Here is a 23991-nt window from a genome sequence, read left to right as displayed (position 1 = left end):
CTCTACTCTACAAACTTCATCTATTCTGCCAACTCAACCCTATCTAATTATAGGCTCATTTTTTACCTAAAAATAAACCCTCGATATGTTCCCATGAACACATATCGAGGGCAAAAGTCAGAGGACAGAATTACTTTTAATATTAACATCCTCTGAAATATATTGTTTTCAAGGCCTTCAAAGCCTTACTTTTTAGTTATTAACACTACACACTCCACATGTGTAGAGTGCTGACGGTAGGTAATTAACTCTGAGATGTAGTAGTTCACCTTATTTATTTTCCACTTTAGATAGAAAGAGAATTTATTTTACTCAAAACAATATTTCCTTATGAATTATATCTTTGAAACTTCTTTCTTTTTCTTGTTTTCACTTTTTAATTGACAAATTCTTATAAAATTTTGCTCAGCAACTATACTGAAACGATTTTGTAATTTTTCCGTAAGATGTCCCCACAATATTTTATGGGTCACAATTTTTTGGATATACAGGAAATTAGTCGTGTCATAATATTAATAATCCACAAAGATAAAGGTGCTCACTCCAAGGTATTAATTTTATATACATTTTGAAAAGGTCTTATAATAGATTCTAATATTTATACATATTAAGTTGAATTGCATTTTTTATTTCAGAATTTTAAAATAATATATATGGAAAAGTCTGTTATAATGTTTAATAGAGTTTATATGCATTATAAAGGAGGAACTTAATTTGTCTAATGAACCCGGACTAACTCCTATACAAAGAAGGAAATCTACCTCTGGGACAGTCTCGTTTAGTGACCCAGTCATTATACATGAAAGTAGTCGTACTCGCATTACATTCGTTCCCTTTTTCATACCTAGAAGTGCTGGTAGCGAACTGGCTATTAAAATTATTACCTATAGAAAACAACCGCCGCCATTGGATTGGATGGAAATAGAAGAGAAATCAATTTCTTTAAAGGAAGCGGCGTCAAGGAATTTATTACGTGCTTTAAAAGAGCATTTAGCAGTAGCAGAAAAGGATGGAGATGGGGATTACATAGCTATAAAAGTAACTGAGGGAGTTGCTGATGTTGCAGGGGTAGATCCTTCCGTGGTTGCAAAAGCAGTAATTTCTATGTTAGATAAAAAGGATATTGTACGTCATTTAACAATGAGCGAGATTGGAACAGAAATAGTATCTGCATTCCGAACATCAATACGGCTTCAAGAATTGAGAAGTGCTGTGGCAGAACTAAGACAAAATCTTGAGGGAAATGTAACAGACGAGCAAACCTACCAGATATGGTGTGAAAAACATAGTTGGGCTTTCGGGAATGCGTTTATTGTTCGGGATAGTGTTAGACAAATTGCACCCGGAGATAACATTGATTTACTCTTGCCAACCGTAATTGCTGGGTATCGTGACTTAATAGAATTAAAACGACCAGATATGGAAGTTTTGAGGTACGATAATTCGCACCGGAATTATTATTTTTCCTCTGATGTATCTAAGGCAATAGGTCAATGTCATAGATACCTGGATGTATTAAATGAAGTAGCTGCTAACGGTTTACGAGACCACCCTGAAGTTGTTGCTTACCACCCCCGTGCTACGATTGTAATTGGAAGGTCTAATGATTGGAATGAGGAAAAGTTAAAGGCATTGCATGGTCTTAATAATAGATTGAGCGGAATAACCGTAATGACGTTTGATCAACTTCTTCTTCAAGGAGAAAGGTTGATCGAATTGTTTACTGTACACGATAATGAAGAACTGGATGAAATAAGCGAAGGAGAAGATATGGATTCCAACTTTAAATGGGATGATGATGAATGATGTATAATACACTTTTTATGGATAACGTTAGGAAGCATGTCCTTTTTTAATAGTCGGGACTATCAACTATAATTTTGATTTCCAGTCAAAACAAAGAGTTTCCATCAATATATTATTTCATTTAAGCACCTATCCATTCTTTTTTCTAAAACTAAAATTGACTGTATAGTACAAAATGAACTATAAAAAATGGAAAATCCTCAAAATATAAGTCATTCGATTTATTATCAATGATTAGCTACCACTTAGGAAGATGAGTACAAAACTATATTTTTTCGGAGAGGAAAAATGGAGGATCAATTAATTACATATAGCGAACTAGTAAAAAAGAATAATATCCTACTTGATAATTTATTATTTGGAAATGGCTTTTCCATTCACTTTAACCAGAAATTTAGATATAACAATTTGTATGAACAATGTAAGGATTCTTTTGAAGCAGAAGATCAACAAATGTTTGAAAAGTTTGATACTCAAAACTTTGAAACGATCCTTAGAGCTCTACATACCACTATGTTGACGAACAGAATATTTAATATACAAGATAAAAATATTGATGCAAGTTACAATAGGATTAAACAGTCTTTAATTAATGCAGTAAGGGAGGTACACCCTCAATTCGAAGAACTTCATCCTCAAAAGGGGCACCAACTAAGATTAGCTTTTAACATATTTAAGAAGTCCATTTTTACAACAAATTATGATTTATTACCTTATTGGGCTTTATTAAGTGTACTTAGTAATCGTTCCAGAAAAGTAAGTGATGGTTTTGGTTATGACAGTGCAAGTGAGCTAATAATGTTTGAAAAAGGGGCTGGTGTCAGCCCTTCTGAAAACCCTCTTGAGCTTTATTATTTGCACGGTGCATTGCATTTTTATATGAGGAATGGAGAAGTTGTAAAAATAACCAGAGGTAAAAATCCAGCTTTTAGATTATTAGACATTATTACTAACACGTATGAAGAGGGTCACTTCCCACTTTATGTTTCCGAAGGAACTTGGCAGCAAAAACTTCAAAGAATTGAAAATAACAAGTATTTAATGCATTGCTATAGGAATTTTAAAAGGATAACCGGTGGCTTAACAATTTATGGACAATCCCTTGATAGAGAATGTGATATGCATATTATTAATGCTATTAAGGAATCTAATATAACTGATATCGCATACGGGATTTACGATAAAGAAAAAGCTCCTGATATAATAAATGAAATTACGGTGGTGTTTAGAGGAACTAATAAGAATCTTCACTTTTTCGATTCGAGTGTTTTCTTTAATTCACTAGAAGAACTTGAATGGCTCAAATTATTTGCTTAATATCCTACTAATTTTGAGAGCTATGTCCTATGAAACGGTTCTTTACTGATGATTACTGAAAAGTTTTTTTTGAAAATCACTCTTTGATTTTCTAAGTTATTTACAAACAATAGAAATATTAAAGAGACAAAAATACGTTTTTTCATTTCTTGTATTTTTTGTTTTCTTTCCATCATAAAACATGACACAACAACTGACAGGATTTTTTAATTAGCATTATCCACTATGGAAATTTGCAAGAAAAATCTATTGGTTTATATAAAAAAACAGACCCCTTATTAATAAGGGGTCTGTTTACTATGGTGAAGAGCCACCACACTTCTTGTAAATTTAATATACAATAAATTAGGAAGTACATCAATACTTTCCATTCAGAGGAATTTTTCAGTTATTCCAGCTCACCTTTAAAGTCATTGATAGATTTCAACCTTTCAACAAAATCATCTAGCTCCTCTGGCTTGAGTATAAAGCTCACCTCATCTCCAAGCAAAGTTTGAATTGAAAGTTCTACGTTGCCATTATCATCGACAGATCCAATACTAATAGAATCAATACCCATTCTTAAGTCCAACGTTATATTCAAACATATCCCCCATCTCCAATAATTAACTCTTTACACAACTAATTTATACCTGTCATGCATTACATTCAATGCCATTCATTAATAATTCATAGAAATCAGAAGTAATTTCGAAGAATTCTAAGTTTAGTATTAAGAGAGTGTCTCGGATCTATTCAGATTAATCCAATCCCTTTGCTATAAACTGAGAGTCAGGGTGCACCAAGAAAGCATTAAAAATATAATAAAAGCATGAACTAATAGCTTTAAACTACACCGGTGTAAACAAGTTCATAAAAGAAATTCTAATTAAATTAACTTGATAAATAGTGATTAATTTGACGAAAATTCTTTTCTATTTACCGGAGGAAATTATTATGAGTAAGTATTTTAAAGTAGTTATTAGTAACAAATACGTTGAAATCATAAAACAAACAAATTCTCCTATTACTAGAAGAACCTCTTCAGGTGGGCGAAAATCTCATTCAATTCTAAATAGTGAAAATTACGATACCAATGTTAAGACCAGCATTACACGAGCTCGTAGAAAAATTCGTAGATTGCTAGAATGCAACTTTACAGATAAATATGCTTTTGTAACACTCACCTTTGCCGCCTCAGAAGCAGTAGATATCACGAACATTAATAGCTGCAACAAAATATTTGCAGACTTTAAAAAACGTTTAGCCTACTATTTAGAGAAGAATCAATTACCAAAGTTCAAATATTTAGGTGTAATTGAATTTCAGGATAAGTTTCGGAAAGGAGCCATTCATTATCATATTGTTTGCAATTTAACAGAGGTTCCTAACGAAATATTACAAGGTCTTTGGCAACATGGCTTTTTGCACAAGATAAATATTTCTTCCGGAGCAACTGAAAATGAAAAAATTGCTTTCTATCTAAAAAAAGGGATCACTGATCCAAGGCTTAACGGCCATAAAAGATACTTTCATTCACATGGTTTAAAACAACCAATTATCTTAGAATTTGATAACCCAGATGAGTTTTATAAATATCTCGATGAGTGTAAATCCACCCTTTTAGAGGGTGGAACCTACCTAACACCTTTTACTGGTGAGACAAAATATGAAAATTACTATGTTGAAAATGTAAAGGAGTTAATGGAATATGTACAAAACATACGATAATTACCCAGATGTTTTAAATGTTACAGACGTTCAAGAAATACTTGGAATTGGCAGAAAACAGGCTTATGAATTGGTAAATTCAGGGTCTTTCCATGTAACTAAAATCGGAAAGCGCATCAAGATTTCGAAGAAGGTTTTAATTGATTGGATTGAAGGAGGCAAAACTTATGGAAAAGCAAACTAAATTAGTTGAGTGCGGATCTACAGTTTTTATTTATGATTTTAAAAAACGGTCTGACATCAAAAACTTGTATTTTGAAAGGAACAATCCAATAGGAAGGTTAACTCAACTAAAAAGGTTGACCCTTACCAATTTCATTGACGATAGATATCTTGCTACATTTACTCTTAGAATGCAATTGGGTGACTATGAAACTGCTGAATTTAAAATACAATCTTTTATTAAAGACCTTAAAAAATCTAGTGGTCAATCAAGTATGAAATACTTGGCAGTGGCAAAACTTCCAGCAGACATAGAAGACTCAATCGTAAATATTCATCTTATGACCGATATTGAGATTTCTTCATTAACTAGCGCTGTAAAAGGATTCGTAGAAAATGAGGAAGAGTATTTTAGTAACTTGTGGGGAGCTCCTGTTAACATTGACGTTTTTTCACAAGAAATATTATTATCAATAATTGATAATGCTCACCACCGATCATTAATGAGCAGCCATTATACTTCATTTACAAAAATTGTTTTCAAAAGCCGTTTGAAAAAACCAAACATTCTTTGGAATGAAGCGGCTGATGCATTTATAAAAATGAAAAATGTCTTTGATTTTTCCTATCATATTGGAGAAGAAATATTTGATAAAGTTGGAGGATTTGTGAATGTAAATGTCTTTTCGCTCTATGACACTAGCTTCTTCACGAAGGAATTAAAATCGAGGATCTTATAAATCTTGCAATATTTCCCTAGGTTGTAAACAAGGAACCCGCATTGGGTTCCTTGTTTTGATTTAATATTAGACAATTTCCATATCATCTAAAGTGTCTGTTTCCACTTCCCTTGAAATGTCCACCTTCGATTAAGAAGTCCCATGAGCCTTAATAAAAGTAAACTGAACAAAATACTGCTTGTTCTTTAAAACAAGAGAACAGTTTCGCATTCGATCTTTATTTGAGTAAAACTCCACATCTTTTGCTGCTAATTCCTTTTCAACCTTTTCATTAACTCCTCGTGTAAGTAACGGAGTCAAGACTAACCTTTAATGATTAAATTCTTAACTCCGTCCAAACTAAAAAGCTAACTATTCACAGCTCCATAAACTTCATTCATCATATCTTCCATAATATACGTCTTAAACTCATCGTTCTCTAAAATCTTCATAAAGAACTCTTGATTGCTGCTCATGCGGTCAATAACGAAGTCCATAAAGGATTTTTCAAAGGCGAATTTAAAGTTTTCTTTTGTGTTGTTTTTTGCTTTTTGGCGAATATCTTCATCATTTAGCATGTCTTCTTTCACTTGCTCACGAGAAAGGAAATCTGTTTCTGTGAATTGCGTGCCAAAACGCTCATTTAACTTATCCAACACGCTCGATAAACGAACCTTCTCATCCTCAACTGCACCACCAGCACCATGTTTCTGAGGATCTAAGTCGTAGCCGCCCGTTTTCTCAAGCTCAATGCTGCCTTCAAATACTTTTTGATTACGGTAGTATTCAAGTGCTACATCATCCGCCAAATAAAGGTCCTTATCTCCTCGATCACGTGGCAATTTACGTAACAAGTACGTCAGGTAAATATATTGTTTGTGTAGATCTAAATCGATAAATGTTACAACTTGTAGTACAAATCCATACGTACGTGTAAATTTCGTAACCACTTGTTTAAATGCGAATTGTTCTTCTCCCGAAAGCTTTTTAAAACGCTCCACGCCTTTATCGAGAACCGCATTTAACTCGGCTTGAGCCTTCGCAGACTTCTTCACACCACCCGTTACTTCAAGCTCATTTACCTTTTGCACCTCTTCTTCAGTAAATACTTGATATGGCTCTAGCTCGGCCTGCATATCATAAAGGATATTCGGATCAGAAATTTCTGATAGACTTGTGGATTCATAATAAGGCTGGAAAGACGCTTTTATGTCTTCAGGATCATTTACAAAATCCAAAACGAATGTATCGTCTTTACCAGGGCATGTACGATTTAATCGAGATAGTGTTTGCACCGCCTTAATACCGCTTAACGGCTTGTCTACATACATTGTGTGCAACAGTGGCTCATCAAATCCAGTTTGATATTTCTCTGCTACAAGTAACACTTTGTATTCATCAGAGTTAAATTTTTCAGGCAACTCTTTTTCAGAGAACTGATTCATTTCTGGCTCGGTATAATTAATCCCGCCATCTTTCACAGTACCTGAGAAAGCAACTACTGTTTTTAAATCATCATAGCCCATTTCATTAATATACTTATCGAAAGCTATTTTGTAACGTACTGCATGTAAACGGCTCGCTGTTACAACCATTGCCTTTGCACGGCCACCAATTTTGCGCTGTACGAAATTGCGATAGTGCTCGATAATAATTTCTGTTTTTTGTGCGATGCTATGTGGATGAAGTGACACATATTGTGCTAGCTTTTTCGTTGCTTGTTTTTGTGATACCTCTGGATCATCATCTACTGTCTTTGCAATTTTCCAGAACGTTTTATATGTCGTATAGTTTTCAAGTACATCTAAAATAAAACCTTCTTCAATTGCTTGTCGCATTGTATACTGATGGAATGCTACTGGCTTACCATCTACACCAACTGTACCGAATTTCTCTAATGTCTTTGGCTTTGGTGTCGCCGTAAACGCAAAGAAAGATACGTTATCTTGCTTACCACTTTTCATGATTGCTTCAACGATTTTTTCGTCCACATCATCTAAGTTTTCTTCCGCAATACGGTCTTCCTCATAAGCTGCTTCTAATGTTTTATCCGATAATACATTCGTTAATGCAGTTGAAGCTTTACCACCTTGGGATGAGTGCGCTTCATCAATAATGACCGCATACTTTTTACGCTCTAAGCCCGCTACTTTTTCTAAAATGAACGGGAACTTTTGAAGCGTCGTAATAATAATACGAGTCTCATTATTAATGGCACGTGCCAATTGCTCTGAATCTTTATCAATCGGCTCGACCATCCCTGCTTTATGCTCCAGCTGATACACCGCATCTTGCAATTGCTTATCTAACACTCGGCGATCGGTAATAACGATCACACTACTAAAAATTGATTCATTGTTCTCGTTATGTAGCTTCGCCAAACGGTGTGCAAGCCACGAAATCGAGTTCGTCTTGCCAGATCCCGCAGAGTGCTGAATTAAATAATTATGACCGACAAGTTTTTGTGCAACATCTGCTTCTAACTTACGTACAACATCAAGCTGATGGAAACGAGGGAAAATAAGCATTTGACGCTCACCAATCGTTTCACCGTTTGAATCTTTAATGTCATCTTTCTTTATAAAGATGAAGCGGTATAAAATGTCGAGCAAGCTATCTGGGGCTAAAATTTCTTCCCATAAATAATGCGTACGATAATTGTCACCGTAAGTTAACGGATTACCTTTCCCACCATTATTGCCTTTGTTAAATGGTAAGAAGTACGTTTTACCTTTATCAAGCTTTGTCGTCATAAATACTTCATCTGGGTCAACAGCAAAGTAAACGGCAACACGCTCATTAAATTTAAATAGCTGCTCACGTGGATCACGGTCCGTCTTTAATTGCTTCATTGCATGTTCAACTGTTTGATTTGTTAAGGGATTTTTAAGCTCCATCACAACAAGAGGCAAACCGTTTAAAAATAGCACCATATCTAAGCTATTGTTATGCTTATTACTATAATACACTTGGCGAGCAACGTTAAAGCGGTTTTTCCTATACTGCTCATTTAATGTTTTATTCATATCCGTAGGTGGCTTATTATACGCAAGCTGTAATGTCACACCACGGTCTTTAATACCTTTACGTAAACATTCGACCAAACCTTGACGATGTAGCTGGTCTTTAATACGTTTTAACACTTCCTCTTTATAAGACGGCCCATACGATTTCTCTAACGTACGCATACGTTTTTCCTGCGTATCCTCTAAAAAAGCAAACAGCTCTTCCACATCAATGGCATGCTGCTTGAAGGAAGCATTTGCCTCTCCTTCCAACACCCGCTTTTTATAGCCATTCTCCATCAGCGCCAGCTCAATATTCGTCTCAAACCCCTTCTCCGACGTATCCACAGCCATCCTCGCTCACCTCCCTTACCTCCCGCTCCATCTCCCGCACATCTATCTTGCCCGTTACGGCTTCGTAGATTAAGGACTGGCGGTATTCTTTTAGTTTTTCGATTTGTGTTTTTAACATATCAATTAGTTGTTCATTTGCAAAAACTTTCACTTTTAATTGATTAATAATTTCTAACTGTTCTTCAATTGGCGGTAATAAAATAGGTAGTTTCTTCAATTCAGTAAACCCCATAGATTGTCTTACTCCACTCCCTAATCCATAAAATACTTTTGTTAAGTCATACGAATGCAATAGGTAATAAGTATATTCAGAGATTGACTTACGGTGTTTGTCAATATAGTTGTCGCATTTAGCTACTTTAGTATTTTAATAGAATTTTCTCAATGCCCTAGCTTAGTCAAGGCTACCGCGCTGCGCTTGCTGACCTGGTGATTTGAATCGAAAGGAAAAGCGTGCTTTCGATTCAAATCACCAGGAAAATGGGGAATATTATGATTTCCTCAATGCTCCGGTTTGACTCTCATCTCGCATTGGATTGAGTGCTACTTTCTCATTCGGTGCCCAATTTCTTGTGCTTCTTGACCAACGTTCTGGATGTTTAGCCTTCGCTGCTTCGTATACGTTTTTTCGCCTTTCCAATATGGCTAAATGTGCTCCGGTATGGCACTGTACAGGTGTCACAAAATTTAGCCCACTATGCAGGTGAATCTCGTTGTACCAATGGACAAATTGCTGTGCCCATTTTCTTGCTTCTCCGAGTGATGCAAAACCTTTGTGCGGAAAATCCGGTCGATATTTGAGTGTCCGGAACATCGCTTCTGAGTAAGGATTATCATTACTCACACGTGGTCTTGAAAAGGAACTTTGAATGCCCAATTTCTCTAGTAAACTTAGGAATGTCTCGGCTTTCATAGGGCTACCATTATCTGAATGCAATACGAGTGGTGCACCTTGGATTTTTTCATTGATAACCGCCTTTTTCACAAGCGTTTCAGCGTGTTTTGCCTCTTCTGTTTCCCAAACTTCCCAGCCAACTGCTTTTCTACTAAATAAATCAAGAATTAAATAGAGTCGATAAAACAAACCTTTCACCGGTCCACCAAGCCATGTAATATCCCATGTCCACACTTGATTTGGTGCTGTTGCTAGATGACTCTCAGGGATTCTTCTTTCAGGCTTTTGACTACGACCGCGATAGTGTTGCATTTTTTCTTCACGTAACACACGATAAAACGTGGATTCTGAAGCAATGTAAGTTCCTTTGTCCGCAAGCTTTGGGACAATCTGTGTAGGTGGTAAATCGACGTATTCCTCTTGTTTGACAACTGTCAGAATTCCCTCTTTTTCTTCTTCAGACAACTTGTTTTTCGGTACTGGTCTTTTCGCAAATGGGCGCTGATCGACCTTCACTCCACCCTCTACTACCCAGCGCTCGTATGTCCGTACGCTGATATGAAGTTCCTCACAAGCCTTCGCTAATCGCGCACCGTTTTGATTGGCTTCTTGGATTAGTTCAACTGCTAATGCGCGATTTGACGGGCTAATCATTCTTCCTCGTCGTCCCCCCAAATCGCTTGGGCCTTTTTTCGCAAAAGTAATAACGCTGCAGCTTCGGCTAGTGCCTTTTCTTTCTTTTGTAGCTCCTTTTCTAATTGCTTGGCACGCTTCTGTTCTTCCTTCAATGCGCCATTCAACTGTTTGGCTTGTTCGAATACCTGACCGTTTGCCTGAAGGCACACATTTTTCCATGCTTCAATCTGCTCACGATACAAACCTTTCTTACGACAATACTCGGCAAGCTCCGATTCGTTCATCGCGAACGTCTCCATCACGATTAAGAACTTATCTTGGCTATTCCAATTATCGCTTGTTTGTCCATTGCCAGGTGTTGCCACTCCAGCTGCACGTGCTGCTCTACGCCATTTATATAATGTCACATCTGAAATACCAACTTCTTTTGAAATTCTAGACACAGATTCATTATTTGGGGGCATCATGCGTTTGATAATAGCTTCTTTTTGTTCTTGGGAATACCGTGCTCCATTTTTTTCAGTCATATCGAACGACCTCCGTGTTATTTATTTAACTATAACACTAAAGTATCGTACGACAACTATCCTAACAGAGAGGGCTTATCAGATTGTTTCAAACCTAAATAAGCAGATGTAATAATCCCTTCTTCATTTACTAATCCGACACGCAAACTTCTCTTATCATTTTGTAAATCCGTTAGTCTTAAAACAATATCGTCTTTCTGTATTATTTGATAAGTTTCAAATGAATCTGGTAGTAACCCATAATTCGACTCTACATCTCTACGCTTTATTTTCCCATAACTTAACGAAAGAACATTTGTAATTACATTCCTCTTATTTTTCAATTTATTTTCTTTATATAAACTATATAGTGGTTTAACTTCCCAATGCTCAGGAATTTCTCCAATCCACTCAACACCTGAATCTTTCATTTTCACATTCGGATTTAAACCTTTTGTAACAGCTTCTGTTATGATTGATTGGCGTTGTTGATTTAATAAATCAATCATATAATTTTTCGAAGCTATAATTTGATTTAAATCTACATTTTTCTTATCCATATATTTCAAAATAATTTTTTGTTCCTCAATAGGTGGAAGAATTAATTTAAGTTTTTTTATGATACTAGAGTTTAAACCTGACATAATTGAACCTTTACTATTTAGGTCTAATTGCACTTTGATGTAATTAGAGTCTTGTATTAAATATGTTGCAAATTCAGGTAAAATAATATTCTCATTAAATCGAATTCTAATAAGATGTGAATCCATTATTCCTTTTTGAATATTTGCTGGTACAACTTTACACTTACCGACTGTACCCATCATTGAAATTAAAACGTCTTTCTCAGCAATCTCATAAACTTCAAGTTCTTTAAATTTCTCTTCGCTAATAAATCGTTGACCTAAATTAAAATTATCTTTTATTAAATTTTCTTGTCCGTATACTTTATAACCTTCATCAACTAACATTTCTGACTTCAACGCACTACCAAATGGACCAATTTTTATTCCTTCACTTCCTGGAAGCAAACAATATTTTAACTCTTTAATTTGCCAATGTGATGGAATAGTATTAACCCATTGAATATTAGAACCTTTTAGCTTCATACCATCACCTTCTTCAACTGCTCCGCAATCTCAGCTTCTAACGCACGAATCTCATCAATAATTTCTGCTGAGCTGCGTAGTGCTGTATATTTGTAGAATTGGCGAGTGAATGGAATTTCGTAGCCAATTTTTGTTTTTGATTCATCAATCCATGCATCTGGTACATGTGGTAATACTTCACGTGCAAAGTAGTCATGAATGTTTTCTTTTAAGGGTACGTTTTCAGTATCACGTAAATCTGTATCTGGTTCGATATCTGTCTTATTTTTCATACATACATCAGCTGTTTCATCTTTTTCAGACAGACCAGCTAAAATCGCTTTTAATACAGGTGCACCAATCGAAATGCCCGCTTCTTTCAAGGCATCTTTTAGTACTTTCGTGAACTCCTCACGATTTTTATATACTGTATCACTTTCTAACGTGCGTAACACATATAAAATTTGCGTTTGCAGCTTTTTACCTTCTTCAATTTCAAAATGACCTGCATCACCTTTTTTCTTCGATGTTGCTAAATTCACAAAGCCTTTTTCCTCTACGACACGTGCAAGGCGTTCTTCATTTACTTGGAAGTTTAAGCGTAATGGACGTTCAACCGTAATTTTTGCATAGCCGAAGTCTTCATTATCGAAAATCTTCACGTACTCGTTTGGCTGTGCATCACCGTATAAACGAACGATTTCGTTAATTTGCTCTTCTGTAATTTCGTTACGCTTGCTACCCATCGACTTCTTCATTTTTTTCGAGAAATCTACGGCATTGACTAAACGTACTTTCCCTTTATGAAGAGGTGCTTTATTATTCGTTAGAATCCAAATGTACGTTGCAATACCTGTGTTGTAGAAAAGGTCGTTCGGCAGTGCCACGATGCCTTCTACTAAGTCGTTTTCAAGCACATACTTACGAATTTCGCTTTCACCAGAGCCTGCATCACCTGTAAATAACGGCGAACCATTCATAATGATTGCTAAACGAGAGCCTTGTGGATTTTCTACTGTGACTGGCTTCATTTTTGACAGTAAGTGCATTAAGAATAGTAGCTGTCCATCACTTGTTCTTGGTGTTCCTGGACCAAAGCGACCGTCAAAACCTTGTTTCTCATGTTCTTCTTTAATTGGCTTCTCATACGATTTCCAGTCCACTCCGTATGGAGGATTTGAAATTAAGTAATCGAATTTATCACGTGGGAATTGGTCGTTTGATAACGTATTCCCTAAACGAATGTTACGTGCATCTTCACCTTTAATGAGTAAGTCTGCCTTACAAATTGCATATGATTCAGGGTTAATTTCTTGGCCGAAAAACTCTAAATGTGCTGTTGGATTTTGGCTTAGTAAATATTCTTGTGCAACTGAACCCATACCACCTGTACCAGCTGCACAGTCATATAATGTTTGTGTTAAACCTGGCTTCGTTAAAATGCTTGCATCGTCATGTAAGAATAATAAATGCGTCATCAAACGAATTACTTCACGTGGTGTGTAGTGATCACCTGCTTCTGCATTTTCATTGAAACGACGGATTAGTTCCTCAAATACATAACCCATCTCAATGTTTGAAACTGTTTCTGGATGTAAATCGATTTCACTAAAACGTTTAATCGTTAAGTATAATAAGTTGTTTTGATCGAGCTTATCGATTTGGCGGTCAAAGTCGAAGTGATCCATAATATCACGAGTGACTTTTGAGAAACCATTTATATAGTCACGTAAATTATCAGCAATGTTATCTGAATCTGTTAATAGCTTGTTGAAATCATATTTACTTGTGTTGTGGAAGTTTTGCTTTGACACACGATTTAAAATTGGTTCACGAGCATCTTCATTCAATGCAGCAAACTGCTCTGCCTTTGCTAATACTTCCTCTTTTGTACTCTCTAATACGCAGTCAAAACGACGTAATACTGCTAATGGTAAAACGATTTTACCGTAGTCTTCTGGTTTATATGGTCCACGTAAAATCTCTGCGATTGACCAAATGAAGCTTACTTTATCTTGGAAGTTAATCATCTTATATACCTCATTTAATAATTTTTTTGGAATCTACCTCTCATGTAGCTAGATGGAGATAATTTGAGCAATTTTTAAAATGCGTATCTCATTGTAATAGCTAATCTCATTTTATCGCTCATATCACCTACAGAGACTTCATTTACTGATTCGTCAAAATAGCTAACATTACCTACAATTATAAGAGTTTGTACAACAAAAAGTAATACCATATAAACAATTTCACCAAGAGTAAGTGCCATGCTCTTGTCTTGATATTTATTTTAGCTAACCCCAATACTCAATTTCTGACAACTAATCCTAATGTTAGTCCATCATAATTTAAAGAACTCTTTTCTTATGAAAAAGAGGAATAAATTTCCTTACTAATTCCCTCCGCATTTACTACTACATGTTTCTTTTTCTTAATAAGCATCCAATTTTTTGGGATTTTCCTATAAAGAAAAGGGGTGGGGCGCAAAACGCCAGTGACCGAAGGGAGGTCGAATGCTACACCTCCCCAGAATTTTTTTAAAAACTTCACTTATATTAGGGACTTTTATACTAATTATTTAGATTATTAAAGAATAATAGAGAAAAATTGAATATAGATTCGAATAGCGTTACTTCATTTCTTGATAAAATTGCAGAACTCTTGACACATTGTTTCATCACTTCTAAGCAAAATAGTGTCTATTTCTACTCTTAATTATAATTAATATTAGAAATCAGCTGAGATCACTACAAATCATTTACGAGATATTGTAGAAGAAACAAGGGTCTAGACCTCGAATAATATTTGGGGGAATCATCAATGAATATCGAGCGAATTTTCAAAGAAGGTACAAACATTACACTTCAGGATACTTTAAAATCTATGGTCAATGAGATGATTGACAGTTTAATCAGCATTTACTATTCTCAGGATAAGGTGAACACTACTACATCTCATGTAGAAAGGAAAGATGTAGCATGAGATGTGCAGTATATGTAAGAGTTTCAACAGATAAAGAAGAACAGAAAGCCTCACTTGGAAATCAAAAGGATCTTTTCATTAGATATATTTCTGATAGAGGTTGGGATATCCATAACTTTTATGTTGATGTTGAAAGTGGAACGACTGAAAAACGACCACAGTTGCAACAATTAATAGCCGATGCAAGGGCTAAGAAATTTGATGTAATATTGGCTAAGGAACTTTCACGTTTGGCTCGAAATGGCCGCTTATCCTATGAAATTCGTGATATTGCTGAACAAAGCAAAATTCATATCATTACCTTAGATAATGCGATAAACACATTAGAAGGCAATGGTCAGATGTTTGGTATTTATGCCTGGATGTACGAACAGGAGTCACAAAGAACTAGCGAACGAGTCAAAGCAGCCCTAAGAAGTCGTGCACAAAAGGGCTTATTTAAAGGATCCAATCCTCCATATGGTTATATTGTGGAAGGTGGAAGACTAAAATTAAGTCCTGACGAAACACCAGACATTGTGAGACGTATCTTTAGGGACTATCTTTCAGGTAAGGGCTTTGATCGCATAGCGAGAGAATTATACGAAGAAGGATTTGCAACACCCGCACAAATAGCCGGTAAGAAAAATGCCAGTGACAAGTGGCATGGTTCAACAGTTAGGAAAATTCTAGAGAATCCACATTACACTGGGGATTTGGTTCAAGGACGGACCACGACTAGAAGTGTAACAAATAAGAACAGAAATCAGGTAGCTTCTGATAAATTTATTATTGTCCCTAATACTCATGAAGCAATAATATCTAAAAGCGATTTTGAGGCTGTTCAACAATTAATGAAGAGTAGAAAAAGAACACGTCCGCAGGCAGAAATGCATCTGTTTACTAATACTGCTTACTGTGCAGACTGCGGACGTGGAATGCACTATAAAAAGAACTGTAAAGGTTATATGTGCGGGAATTACAACAAACATGGCATAAAAGCATGTAGTGATCATTTAATTAGAGAAGCTGATTTAAAACTAGCTATTCTAAATGACTTAAAAAATCTCGCCTCGATTTTGGACAATCAGGAAATTTTGCAAACCCTTGAAGCCAAACTGAATCAACAGAAAAAGAATTCAGAAAAGCAAATTAGAGACTTTGAGAGGGAATTAGACCGACTGAAACAAAAGAAAAAGAAGTCTCTGAATTTATTTATTGACGAAAAAATCTCCAAAGCGGACTATGATGATTTCATAAATGATATTAATAACCAAATGAATAGTATCAATTCTAAGATTGAGCAATTGAAATCTTCTCTTGAGGCCAATAATGATGAATTAGCATTCAATGAAGTTAAACAACAGTTAGATGCATTTATTGAATTTCAAGAATTAACTCCAGAAATACTCCACCGCTTTATTGAAAGAATTGAAATAAAAGCAGATGGTAGTCCGAGGATCTTTTACCGATTCTCGAACCCATCTGCTCTTTATTTAATCAATTCTATCAACGCACAGCACTCCACGTGTGTTATCATAAATTGTTGATACATTTTCGCTAAAAATACCCATTTTGCGTAAATTTATACTTGTGAAAGATTGTTGTTCTATATTTTTTCCACTATTCAAATTCAGTATCCATTTATTTAAAGCTAACTTTTTAGGGTATCACCAGAGCGATTGCTTTAATAAACCAACACTATAAACAATGCCTAATATTATACCCATCCCTTATCCCTTGTATACCCATAGGAATTAGTCGTTTTTAATATATGAAAGCAGTAATTCTTCTAACCATTTAGGTACATAATCAACCTGTTTTCTCTTCATGATTTTGCCTAAAATTTCTGCTGCATCTTCTTCTTTAAAGAACCTGTTTCTAACGTAGCAATCATTACTACAAAACTTCCGTTTTTTTACTCTTTCCGATAAATATTCTTTCCTACAATAATCACACCGCAGCTTATAAATTTTAGGATTATCCTTTTCCCATTTCCGTTTACATTCGATTGAACAATATTTCCTTTTTTTACCCATTACTTTTTGCTCTAATTTCGAACCACAAGTTAAGCAATATACATGCGTTATTTTTTGTTTGAATTTCTCATCTTCATCTTTGTTTACGACTAACTCAGTTGCACGGCCATCAAGTCCATGCCTTTTACAATAACCCCTAATGATATCACGTGATAACCCCAGTGCATCTCCTATTCTCTTATAACCAATGCCCTCGTACCTCATAATCCTAATCTGACTTCTTTGTTCATCATTCATGTTCACATCAACTCCTTAACAAATGGTAGCCTAGTAATCACTCGGAACGAGCTATTTGTCAAGGAGTTGTCGTTCTATACGCTTTATGAAAATTTCTTTCCAGTAATTCTACTGATTAGTTTGCAAAAACCATCCCAATCATCCGGAAACTTATTATCTCCGTGCTTTTTAATATTTCGTACATCTCTAATAACCTCAACACTCCAATTAGTGCCATCAAGAACACCTGGTTCTATATATTTTGCCTCCCAATCCAGTAAATTAATCAACTTTAAGTCTTCAATAAATTTCTTTACTGTTGTGGGCGTTAATGATTTTTGAATCGACTCTTCTTCTGCACCAATCGAATGGCTCCACAAAAATTGGTTGGTAGTTAGATTAATATCAACATTGTAATAACCTTCAAAATAACCCCCAACTGAAGCCTTAAGTCCCTTTATTTTATCATAAGCAGCTTCAAGAGCGTCCTCCTTATTCCACTCATGCTCGCACTCTTTGCAGTAGTATTCTGGACCACCAACTAAAATGCTGCATCCACCTAACTTAATTTCTCCCGCTTCTGCTTTTTGAAATACTTCATGGGTAGGCATACCATATAAAATTCTTATAGTATTTTTAGACTCACATTTTGGACACTGTTTATAATTAATAGCCATGAATACTCCTCGCTTTCTCATCTAAACTAAAGATTTTGTTCGATTAATTTTTTCTTTTAATTCCTTGATGCTATATGGTCGGTCACCAACCTTTGAATGTAGGGCGAGATGGCAATTTGGACAAACCGGACGTAAATCGTTAATTGGGTCCACTTCATATTCTCCATTTATTTCAGAAAGAGCTTTCAGATGATGGACATGAATTTTCCCTTCAAACTCTTCTCCGTAAAACTTAGCAAAATCAAATCCGCAAACAGAACAGTGACAACCATAATGGTCTATACATTGTTGCCTTGCTTTGTAATTTCTTTCATACGCATTAACCAGAACCTGTTTCTTTGCTCCTTCTTTAAGCTTAGGACATTCTTTTACAGGCAATTCTTCTGCTATTAGCGTCATTTGCTTTCTTTTAATCAAACTACCAATTTCAGGCCAATATAAAACATCAATTTCCTGTTTCGATTGTGAAAATCTAGTTAGACTACCGTCTATTTTATTTAGTTCTGCTATGGTAATAGGTTGAAAGATTTTGACCGTGTTTATATCAAATTTATAGGCTCCATAATATTGTCCCTCGATTGGACTATCATACCTTACAATACTCTGAAGATTCGCCGATGCAATAATGAAATTATCAAATTGAAAGAGTACTAGAGAACCTTCAGATGCATTCATCCCATTTTTCCTAAAATAATACAAGCCCTCCCGATTATTTATCAGCTTTCCTAAGAAAAAGTTCCTTTGAACATCCTCTATGCTCATTTCAGGAAATTCTTCTCTACTACTCATTGGTAATATTCTTATGGAAGGCGGCACATCATTTTTGGAGGTAGGCCTTGGCAAGTCGATATCAATATGTAAATAGTCTGCAAGCTTATACCACTCAGTACATTCTCTGATTTTTTTCAGTTCCTCACTAAATACTTCATTAGGAGTGAGCTTCTTTGCTTCAGGAAAATACTGTGTGTAAAGTTTATAAAACCCTTCTCCTGGCACATTTACTCCTTTTGTTACAACTTTTGCTGAAAGAAACGGCAATCCCAGCTGATAACATAATTTTGAAATAACCTCAATATTTCTAGGAACCTGTCGGTGAAACATTGGTGGAGAAATCCTATCCCCTAATTCTTTATATTCAACTATTGGCTCCTTTTTCATCACTGTTATTAATAGTTCTTCTGCAAGCTGTCTCTGCTCATCTGTAAGCTTAATCATATTACACCCACCTCACATTATGTATTAATATTCCTTTACTTTCTTGGTTAAATCTCTAGCGTCTCTTAGACTTTTGAATTCTTTTCATTTCCTGTTCCAGCTTATCCTGCATCCGTTTGAATCGATATCTCCACTTTTGCTTTTCTTCAAACGGCATAGTATCCCTATTTAAATCTTCTTCAAACCCAGGTCGCATTTCAACTTTTCCTTGTGCATTCTCATAACCTATTGGAGACAAACCAAGAAGTGCATGAGCAAATTCATTTTCAATAAACGTCACTTTCATGTCACCATCGATAAGATCAGGGTTTTTATACATATTAATATAGAACTTCATATCTTGGTTGATATCTATTTCCATTGCTGCTGTGCGTATATCGTCTCCCGATGGTAGGAAGTATTTATACTTGTTTTCATCAGTGGTCATATTGTTTGTTGCAAAGTATTCGAAAGAAGAAGTTAAAAGTCTAAAACTAATTGCAGGCCATTTCATTGAGAATGCTTCATAGTCAAAACTAGTATTGGTCAAGTAAAATTCAGCAACATTTGCTTCACCCATATCAACTACCACAGGTTTTTTTGACCTTTTCTCTTTATAATCCTTAGCCTGAAATGAAATAGGGATCTGAATTCTCATAAATGGGATAGGAAATTCATGATGTATACTTGGATCAATTATTCTTTTTAATGGAAGAACTTTATATTCCGGTTGATTTTTCTTCTCTTTGAGGTGAATAACTGTGGGCTTTAATACTGTTCTTCTATGATAAGAAATTTCCCATTCTGTCATATTTTCTAAATTGAGTAATTCAGGTGAAGTTGATAGAAATGAAAACATATTTACACTGTAATTATTTTTAGAGAAGCTAATTTTAAAATCAGCATCCGCTTCATTCTTATTAAATGGAATGATCCTACCAATATCCTTCCCATCTTTAATAATGGCAACCTTTTCTATTTTCACACCATTTCACCTCTTTATATTTTCAAGTGACTTCAATACAAAAGTACCGGTTAATATCATCAAGGTTTATCCATTTAAATTCATGCCTTCTTGTAAGTGAAATAAAATCTATACCTTTTCGAGCACCGGTTGGTTTATAAACATCTCCGTAAACCGCGAATTCTTCTCTAAAATTTTTATAAATACCGTTATTTACTTTCCCTTCATAAAAGGGCCTGTCCGATACAAGAACAACACAGGCTGTTTTATTGAAACCTCGGTCTTTCAGCTCTTCCATAAATTTAATATCTTTTGTGAATGAATACATCTGTTCAGGGTATTGACCATTTAACGGATGTTTAAGCTCAATAGCATACTTTTCAGATTGATCAGCATTATAGATAACAATATCAATCTCTTTTTTTACCGTTCTTGTATCAGTGGTAAAAAAAGAAACGTTTCTTTCAAACTGAATTTTGTATGTTGGAAATCTACTTCTTAAATATATGCCCAATTCATGCTGAAAACTAAATTCATTATAGATTTCAACATTATTTGCTTTTATGTACTGAAAAAAATCATGAACAATCACCTTCAATTGAAGCACACAAATCACCTTCCGCCATTGCTTGTAAACCTGATCAATTATTTTCTATTTCCCCTAGGTACTTTTTAATTAATTCTTCAGCAGCTTTAATACCGGCTTCCGTTACGTAAACAGACTTGGATCGGATACCCCCTCGAATCAAATCTTCATCAGTTAATTCATTTAAGGTATCGAACGGATATCCCTTCCAGCTTCTTCTCATTTCCCCTGGAAGATCATTTTCCTTCCATGATGTTAAGTATAGTAATAACAAAGTAAGCTCTTTAATCTTTTCCTCCATTTAAAACAAACCCTCTCTAAATCATTATTAATTTTAGCTTATTAGAAAAACCAACTATTTACAATATTGTTTCTCCATCAACAGCTCTGTCTATCATAGGAATAAGAGTTTATTAGATTGGGAGGCGTTTTACTTTATGAATTTATCAAATGTTTGGAAAGGATATCAGGCAGATAAGCTAATTGAGGGTTACTCACCACACACTTTAAAGGCATATAAACTTCAAATGAATTTGCTAATCCGTTACTTCGAAAATATTGAAATTGAGGAGCTTACAACAGAAAATTTAAAACAATACTTAAGTGACGAAGGCAAAGAACTTAAACCCGCAAGCCTAGGTCACCGCGTGAGGTTTGTAAAATCTTTATTCCGATGGGCTCATGATGAAGGCATCATTTCAAAGAATCCAGCCACAAAGTTAAAAGAACCCAAGACTGGCAAACGTATTCCAAAGTTCTTAACAGAAAAAGAAATTGAACTGCTTAGAGAAGCTTGTTACTCTCCTATGGAAAATGCATTATTTGAATTTATGTATTCAACAGGTTGTCGGATTGGTGAAATTGCTCTATTAAATACCAACAGCATCGACTTTATGAACCGATCCGCCATCGTTCAAGGAAAGGGCGATAAAGAGAGAGAAGTTTATTTTAATATCCGCTGTGATATTTGGTTAAAAAGATATCTGCAAAATCGTACTGACGAAGATCCATCATTATTTGTTACGGAACGCTTTCCGCATCGAATGAGCATTGCCCAAATGCGTTATGTGATCAAACGGATTTCAAACCGTGCTGGTGTCAATAAGAGCATTCACCCTCATCAACTGAGACATAGTTATGCCACCCATATGTTAAATAATGGAGCACCTCTGGAGGTTATTCAAAGTTTACTTGGTCATGAAAAGAGCGAAACGACTCGGCTTTATGCTCAACTAAGTGGGAAACTGCGTCGTGAATTGTATAGTAAATATTTTTAAAATGGGAACCAGTTATCTTGTGTTCCCACTTTTTTGTAAAAAAATATGTTATCATAGAGATGCAATTTTCAGTTATTAGAGCATATCATTTTATTGCTAAAAATAAGACTTTGTGAAGAGTTACACTTAAACTAACGGGGCAGTTTAGTTCAAGAAAAAAATTAACTGTTTCATCAAAATTTTATGTGAAATAAGATGAAAATCTATCCAATTATTTCATAATCCTGTAATATCAATAAGGGCACTTCGAAATAGAAAGGACACATAAATTATGTATGGTATCATTCATTATGAAGTATTTTTAATTACAGGAATTTTGCTGAATTTAATTCCAGGTACAGACACGATGTATATCGTAGGAAGAAGTATTTCTCAGGGGAGAACAGCTGGAGTCTGTTCCGTTTTTGGAATCATTACAGGCTCTTTAATTCATACACTGTTCGTTGCGTTCGGATTATCCATTATTCTGATAAAATCTGTTTTCTTATTTAATACGATTAAGATTCTAGGCATTATCTATTTAGTATACTTAGGAATACGTATGCTATTAGATAAATCAAATGAGACGTTTCAGGCATCTGAGCTCGATAAGTTAAATATTCGCAAAGTATATGCGCAGGGTATTTTAACGAGCCTAACAAATCCTAAAGTATCGTTGTTTTTTCTTTCATTCCTTCCACAATTTATAGATACACAGTCTTCTGGACCGATACCTTTTTTAATTCTAGGACTAACATTTACAACAACTGGGTTGTTATGGTGTTTATTTGTTGCGTATTTTTCTTCGTATGTAACAAATAAATTAAGAGGAAACCAGAAAATTGGAATGGTATTAAATAAAGTAACTGGATTAATCTTTATTGGAATGGGGATTAAGCTGCTTCAAACAAAAGCTCCTAACTAAACTTATTAAAATTCGTATGCCCCCTATAATTAATAAGGAATTAGTCGCATCAAAAATAGAATTAAACCCTTCAGAATTGTGTAAACTGAAGGTTTTTTTGAATATTCGTTATTGAACTAACGAAGGCAATACTAGCTTAAGCAGAGAATCACAATAAGCCAAGGATATTCAAGTTTTTATACATTACTTGTTATCGTTGGTTATTTTTTTGCATTGTAGAAGTAAAGGGTTAGTTTAAGAAGAAAGTAAAATTAATGAAGGAATTTAATAGAAAAAATAGTATAATTAAAAAGTCTAAAAAACATTCTTAGGCAATAGTTGTTAGAGGAGGCGTTCATTATGACAAACAAGAGAGTATTAATTATTAATGACTACCAGGGGATAACGACTAATTAAGAAGTTTTTAGCGTTTCCCCGATTTTGAGAGGGGAAAATTATGAGTAAAGTAAATGTGAAGATCGTAGAATTAAATGCAGAAAATTGGTATGAATGTTGTGAATTAGAAGTATCAACAGAACAAAAACAATTCATTGAGCCCAATGCAATCTCAATAGCTCAGTCAAAGTTCGAGTCTACATTAAAGCCATATGCTATTTATGCTGAAGAGAAAGTAGTTGGATTTTTGATGTTCAACTCTGTTCAAGAAGAGCTCGATGGTTACTGGGTATATAGAATAATGGTGGATAAAAATTTCCAAGGCAAGGGTATTGGAAAAGCTGCAACGAAGTTAATGATTTCAGAGATGGCTAAATTACCGAATGCGAAGAAAATAGTTGTAGGATATCATCCTGAAAATTTGGGAGCACAAAATCTTTACTCGAGTTTGGGATTTGTTGATAATGGTGATAGGTTCGGTAAGGAAATGGCAGTTATAAAAAATATAACCAAGTGATGTGCAGATGAAGAAAGGACCATTTTTTGGTCCTTTCTTATTGTGTTAACGGGGTGCTATCCTTCCTTAAATAAGGATCT

23 protein-coding genes are annotated in these 23991 nt (G+C 35.0%); 10 read left to right on the top strand and 13 right to left on the bottom strand.

The window, feature by feature from the left end; genetic code table 11:
* Nucleotides 1-714 precede the first annotated feature (714 nt).
* Complete coding sequence (locus tag BQ6100_RS00880) at nt 715-1806, top strand: Shedu anti-phage system protein SduA domain-containing protein (protein WP_075979954.1); 1092 nt, start codon at nt 715-717, stop codon at nt 1804-1806.
* Between the two features lie 288 nt (nt 1807-2094).
* Entirely contained in the window at nt 2095-3123 is a 1029-nt protein-coding gene (locus tag BQ6100_RS00875; protein ID WP_075979953.1) for a DUF4917 family protein, read from the top strand.
* Between the two features lie 388 nt (nt 3124-3511).
* Here the strand turns inward: BQ6100_RS00875 and BQ6100_RS00870 are convergent, their stop codons facing one another.
* A complete protein-coding gene (locus BQ6100_RS00870) occupies nt 3512-3706 on the bottom strand; it encodes a hypothetical protein (protein WP_075979952.1) in 195 nt (64 codons plus the stop codon).
* 353 nt (nt 3707-4059) lie between these two features.
* Here BQ6100_RS00870 and BQ6100_RS00865 point away from each other — a divergent pair, with 353 nt between their 5' ends.
* From BQ6100_RS00865 to BQ6100_RS00855, 3 genes are read left to right on the top strand one after another with little or no spacing between them, the layout of a single operon-like run.
* Nucleotides 4060-4833 carry a rolling circle replication-associated protein gene (locus BQ6100_RS00865; RefSeq protein WP_075979951.1) on the top strand — a complete coding sequence of 258 codons (774 nt, stop codon included), beginning with the start codon at nt 4060-4062 and terminating at the stop codon, nt 4831-4833.
* Complete coding sequence (locus BQ6100_RS00860) at nt 4814-5017, top strand: helix-turn-helix domain-containing protein (RefSeq protein ID WP_075979950.1); 204 nt, start codon at nt 4814-4816, stop codon at nt 5015-5017. Before BQ6100_RS00865 ends, BQ6100_RS00860 begins: the two co-directional genes overlap by 20 nt.
* Complete coding sequence (locus BQ6100_RS00855; protein ID WP_075979949.1) at nt 5001-5735, top strand: hypothetical protein; 735 nt, start codon at nt 5001-5003, stop codon at nt 5733-5735. Before BQ6100_RS00860 ends, BQ6100_RS00855 begins: the two co-directional genes overlap by 17 nt.
* A 129-nt stretch (nt 5736-5864) precedes the next feature.
* Here the strand turns inward: BQ6100_RS00855 and BQ6100_RS21150 are convergent, their stop codons facing one another.
* The 6 genes from BQ6100_RS21150 to BQ6100_RS00825 all read right to left on the bottom strand — a co-directional run bounded on the left by BQ6100_RS21150 (nt 5865) and on the right by BQ6100_RS00825 (nt 14228).
* Nucleotides 5865-6035 carry a hypothetical protein gene (locus BQ6100_RS21150; RefSeq protein WP_159433114.1) on the bottom strand — a complete coding sequence of 57 codons (171 nt, stop codon included), beginning with the start codon at nt 6033-6035 and terminating at the stop codon, nt 5865-5867.
* Between the two features lie 47 nt (nt 6036-6082).
* Nucleotides 6083-9073, bottom strand: a complete 2991-nt coding sequence (locus BQ6100_RS00850) for a type I restriction endonuclease subunit R (protein WP_075979948.1) — start codon at nt 9071-9073, stop codon at nt 6083-6085.
* Nucleotides 9042-9410 carry a restriction endonuclease subunit S gene (locus BQ6100_RS00845; RefSeq protein ID WP_084780156.1) on the bottom strand — a complete coding sequence of 123 codons (369 nt, stop codon included), beginning with the start codon at nt 9408-9410 and terminating at the stop codon, nt 9042-9044. Before BQ6100_RS00845 ends, BQ6100_RS00850 begins: the two co-directional genes overlap by 32 nt.
* Nucleotides 9411-9563: 153 nt before the next feature.
* Nucleotides 9564-11131 (bottom strand): IS3 family transposase gene (locus BQ6100_RS00840; RefSeq protein WP_390622392.1). Its coding sequence is split into 2 segments (ribosomal slippage): nt 9564-10648 and nt 10648-11131, totalling 1569 coding nucleotides; the frame shifts between segments, so codons are not numbered across the junction.
* Nucleotides 11132-11187: 56 nt separating this feature from the next.
* Nucleotides 11188-12219, bottom strand: coding sequence for a restriction endonuclease subunit S (locus tag BQ6100_RS00830; RefSeq protein ID WP_235816462.1), 1032 nt, complete (start codon nt 12217-12219; stop codon nt 11188-11190).
* Nucleotides 12216-14228: a type I restriction-modification system subunit M gene (locus BQ6100_RS00825; protein WP_075979944.1), complete on the bottom strand. Its 2013-nt coding sequence runs from the start codon at nt 14226-14228 to the stop codon at nt 12216-12218. Before BQ6100_RS00825 ends, BQ6100_RS00830 begins: the two co-directional genes overlap by 4 nt.
* A gap of 793 nt (nt 14229-15021) precedes the next feature.
* Between BQ6100_RS00825 and BQ6100_RS21385 the strand changes: the two genes are divergently transcribed.
* Together BQ6100_RS21385 and BQ6100_RS00820 are read left to right on the top strand one after the other, a co-directional pair.
* Nucleotides 15022-15183 (top strand): hypothetical protein, encoded by a 162-nt coding sequence (locus tag BQ6100_RS21385; protein ID WP_173719798.1) that lies wholly within the window; start codon nt 15022-15024, stop codon nt 15181-15183.
* On the top strand, nt 15180-16712 hold the full coding sequence (locus BQ6100_RS00820; RefSeq protein WP_075979943.1) for a recombinase family protein: 1533 nt from the start codon (nt 15180-15182) through the stop codon (nt 16710-16712). The genes BQ6100_RS21385 and BQ6100_RS00820 overlap by 4 nt, the downstream gene beginning before the upstream one ends.
* Nucleotides 16713-16919: 207 nt before the next feature.
* Here the strand turns inward: BQ6100_RS00820 and BQ6100_RS00815 are convergent, their stop codons facing one another.
* The 6 genes from BQ6100_RS00815 to BQ6100_RS00790 all read right to left on the bottom strand — a co-directional run bounded on the left by BQ6100_RS00815 (nt 16920) and on the right by BQ6100_RS00790 (nt 21139).
* Nucleotides 16920-17438 (bottom strand): RNA polymerase subunit sigma-24, encoded by a 519-nt coding sequence (locus BQ6100_RS00815; RefSeq protein WP_075979942.1) that lies wholly within the window; start codon nt 17436-17438, stop codon nt 16920-16922.
* Nucleotides 17439-17521: 83 nt separating this feature from the next.
* Nucleotides 17522-18094 carry a hypothetical protein gene (locus BQ6100_RS00810; protein ID WP_075979941.1) on the bottom strand — a complete coding sequence of 191 codons (573 nt, stop codon included), beginning with the start codon at nt 18092-18094 and terminating at the stop codon, nt 17522-17524.
* 21 nt (nt 18095-18115) lie between these two features.
* Nucleotides 18116-19309 carry an HNH endonuclease gene (locus tag BQ6100_RS21625; RefSeq protein ID WP_075979940.1) on the bottom strand — a complete coding sequence of 398 codons (1194 nt, stop codon included), beginning with the start codon at nt 19307-19309 and terminating at the stop codon, nt 18116-18118.
* 55 nt (nt 19310-19364) lie between these two features.
* On the bottom strand, nt 19365-20273 hold the full coding sequence (locus BQ6100_RS00800) for a hypothetical protein (protein ID WP_075979939.1): 909 nt from the start codon (nt 20271-20273) through the stop codon (nt 19365-19367).
* Nucleotides 20274-20295: 22 nt separating this feature from the next.
* Complete coding sequence (locus BQ6100_RS00795; protein WP_235816461.1) at nt 20296-20859, bottom strand: hypothetical protein; 564 nt, start codon at nt 20857-20859, stop codon at nt 20296-20298.
* 34 nt (nt 20860-20893) lie between these two features.
* A complete protein-coding gene (locus BQ6100_RS00790) occupies nt 20894-21139 on the bottom strand; it encodes a DUF6429 family protein (RefSeq protein WP_075979937.1) in 246 nt (81 codons plus the stop codon).
* Nucleotides 21140-21275: 136 nt separating this feature from the next.
* Here BQ6100_RS00790 and BQ6100_RS00785 point away from each other — a divergent pair, with 136 nt between their 5' ends.
* From BQ6100_RS00785 to BQ6100_RS00775, 3 genes are all read left to right on the top strand, one after another.
* Nucleotides 21276-22115 carry a tyrosine-type recombinase/integrase gene (locus BQ6100_RS00785; protein WP_075979936.1) on the top strand — a complete coding sequence of 280 codons (840 nt, stop codon included), beginning with the start codon at nt 21276-21278 and terminating at the stop codon, nt 22113-22115.
* Nucleotides 22116-22386: 271 nt separating this feature from the next.
* Complete coding sequence (locus BQ6100_RS00780; protein WP_075979935.1) at nt 22387-23019, top strand: LysE family translocator; 633 nt, start codon at nt 22387-22389, stop codon at nt 23017-23019.
* Between the two features lie 436 nt (nt 23020-23455).
* Complete coding sequence (locus BQ6100_RS00775) at nt 23456-23911, top strand: GNAT family N-acetyltransferase (RefSeq protein ID WP_075979934.1); 456 nt, start codon at nt 23456-23458, stop codon at nt 23909-23911.
* Nucleotides 23912-23991: the final 80 nt, after the last annotated feature.

Source organism: Bacillus massilinigeriensis, assembly GCF_900117315.1.
In the GTDB taxonomy this organism is placed as follows: Bacteria; Bacillota; Bacilli; order Bacillales; family Cytobacillaceae; genus Bacillus_BE; species Bacillus_BE massilionigeriensis.
The sequence above is the reverse complement of the archived record's forward strand: the minus strand, read 5'-3'. Positions and strand labels throughout refer to the sequence as shown.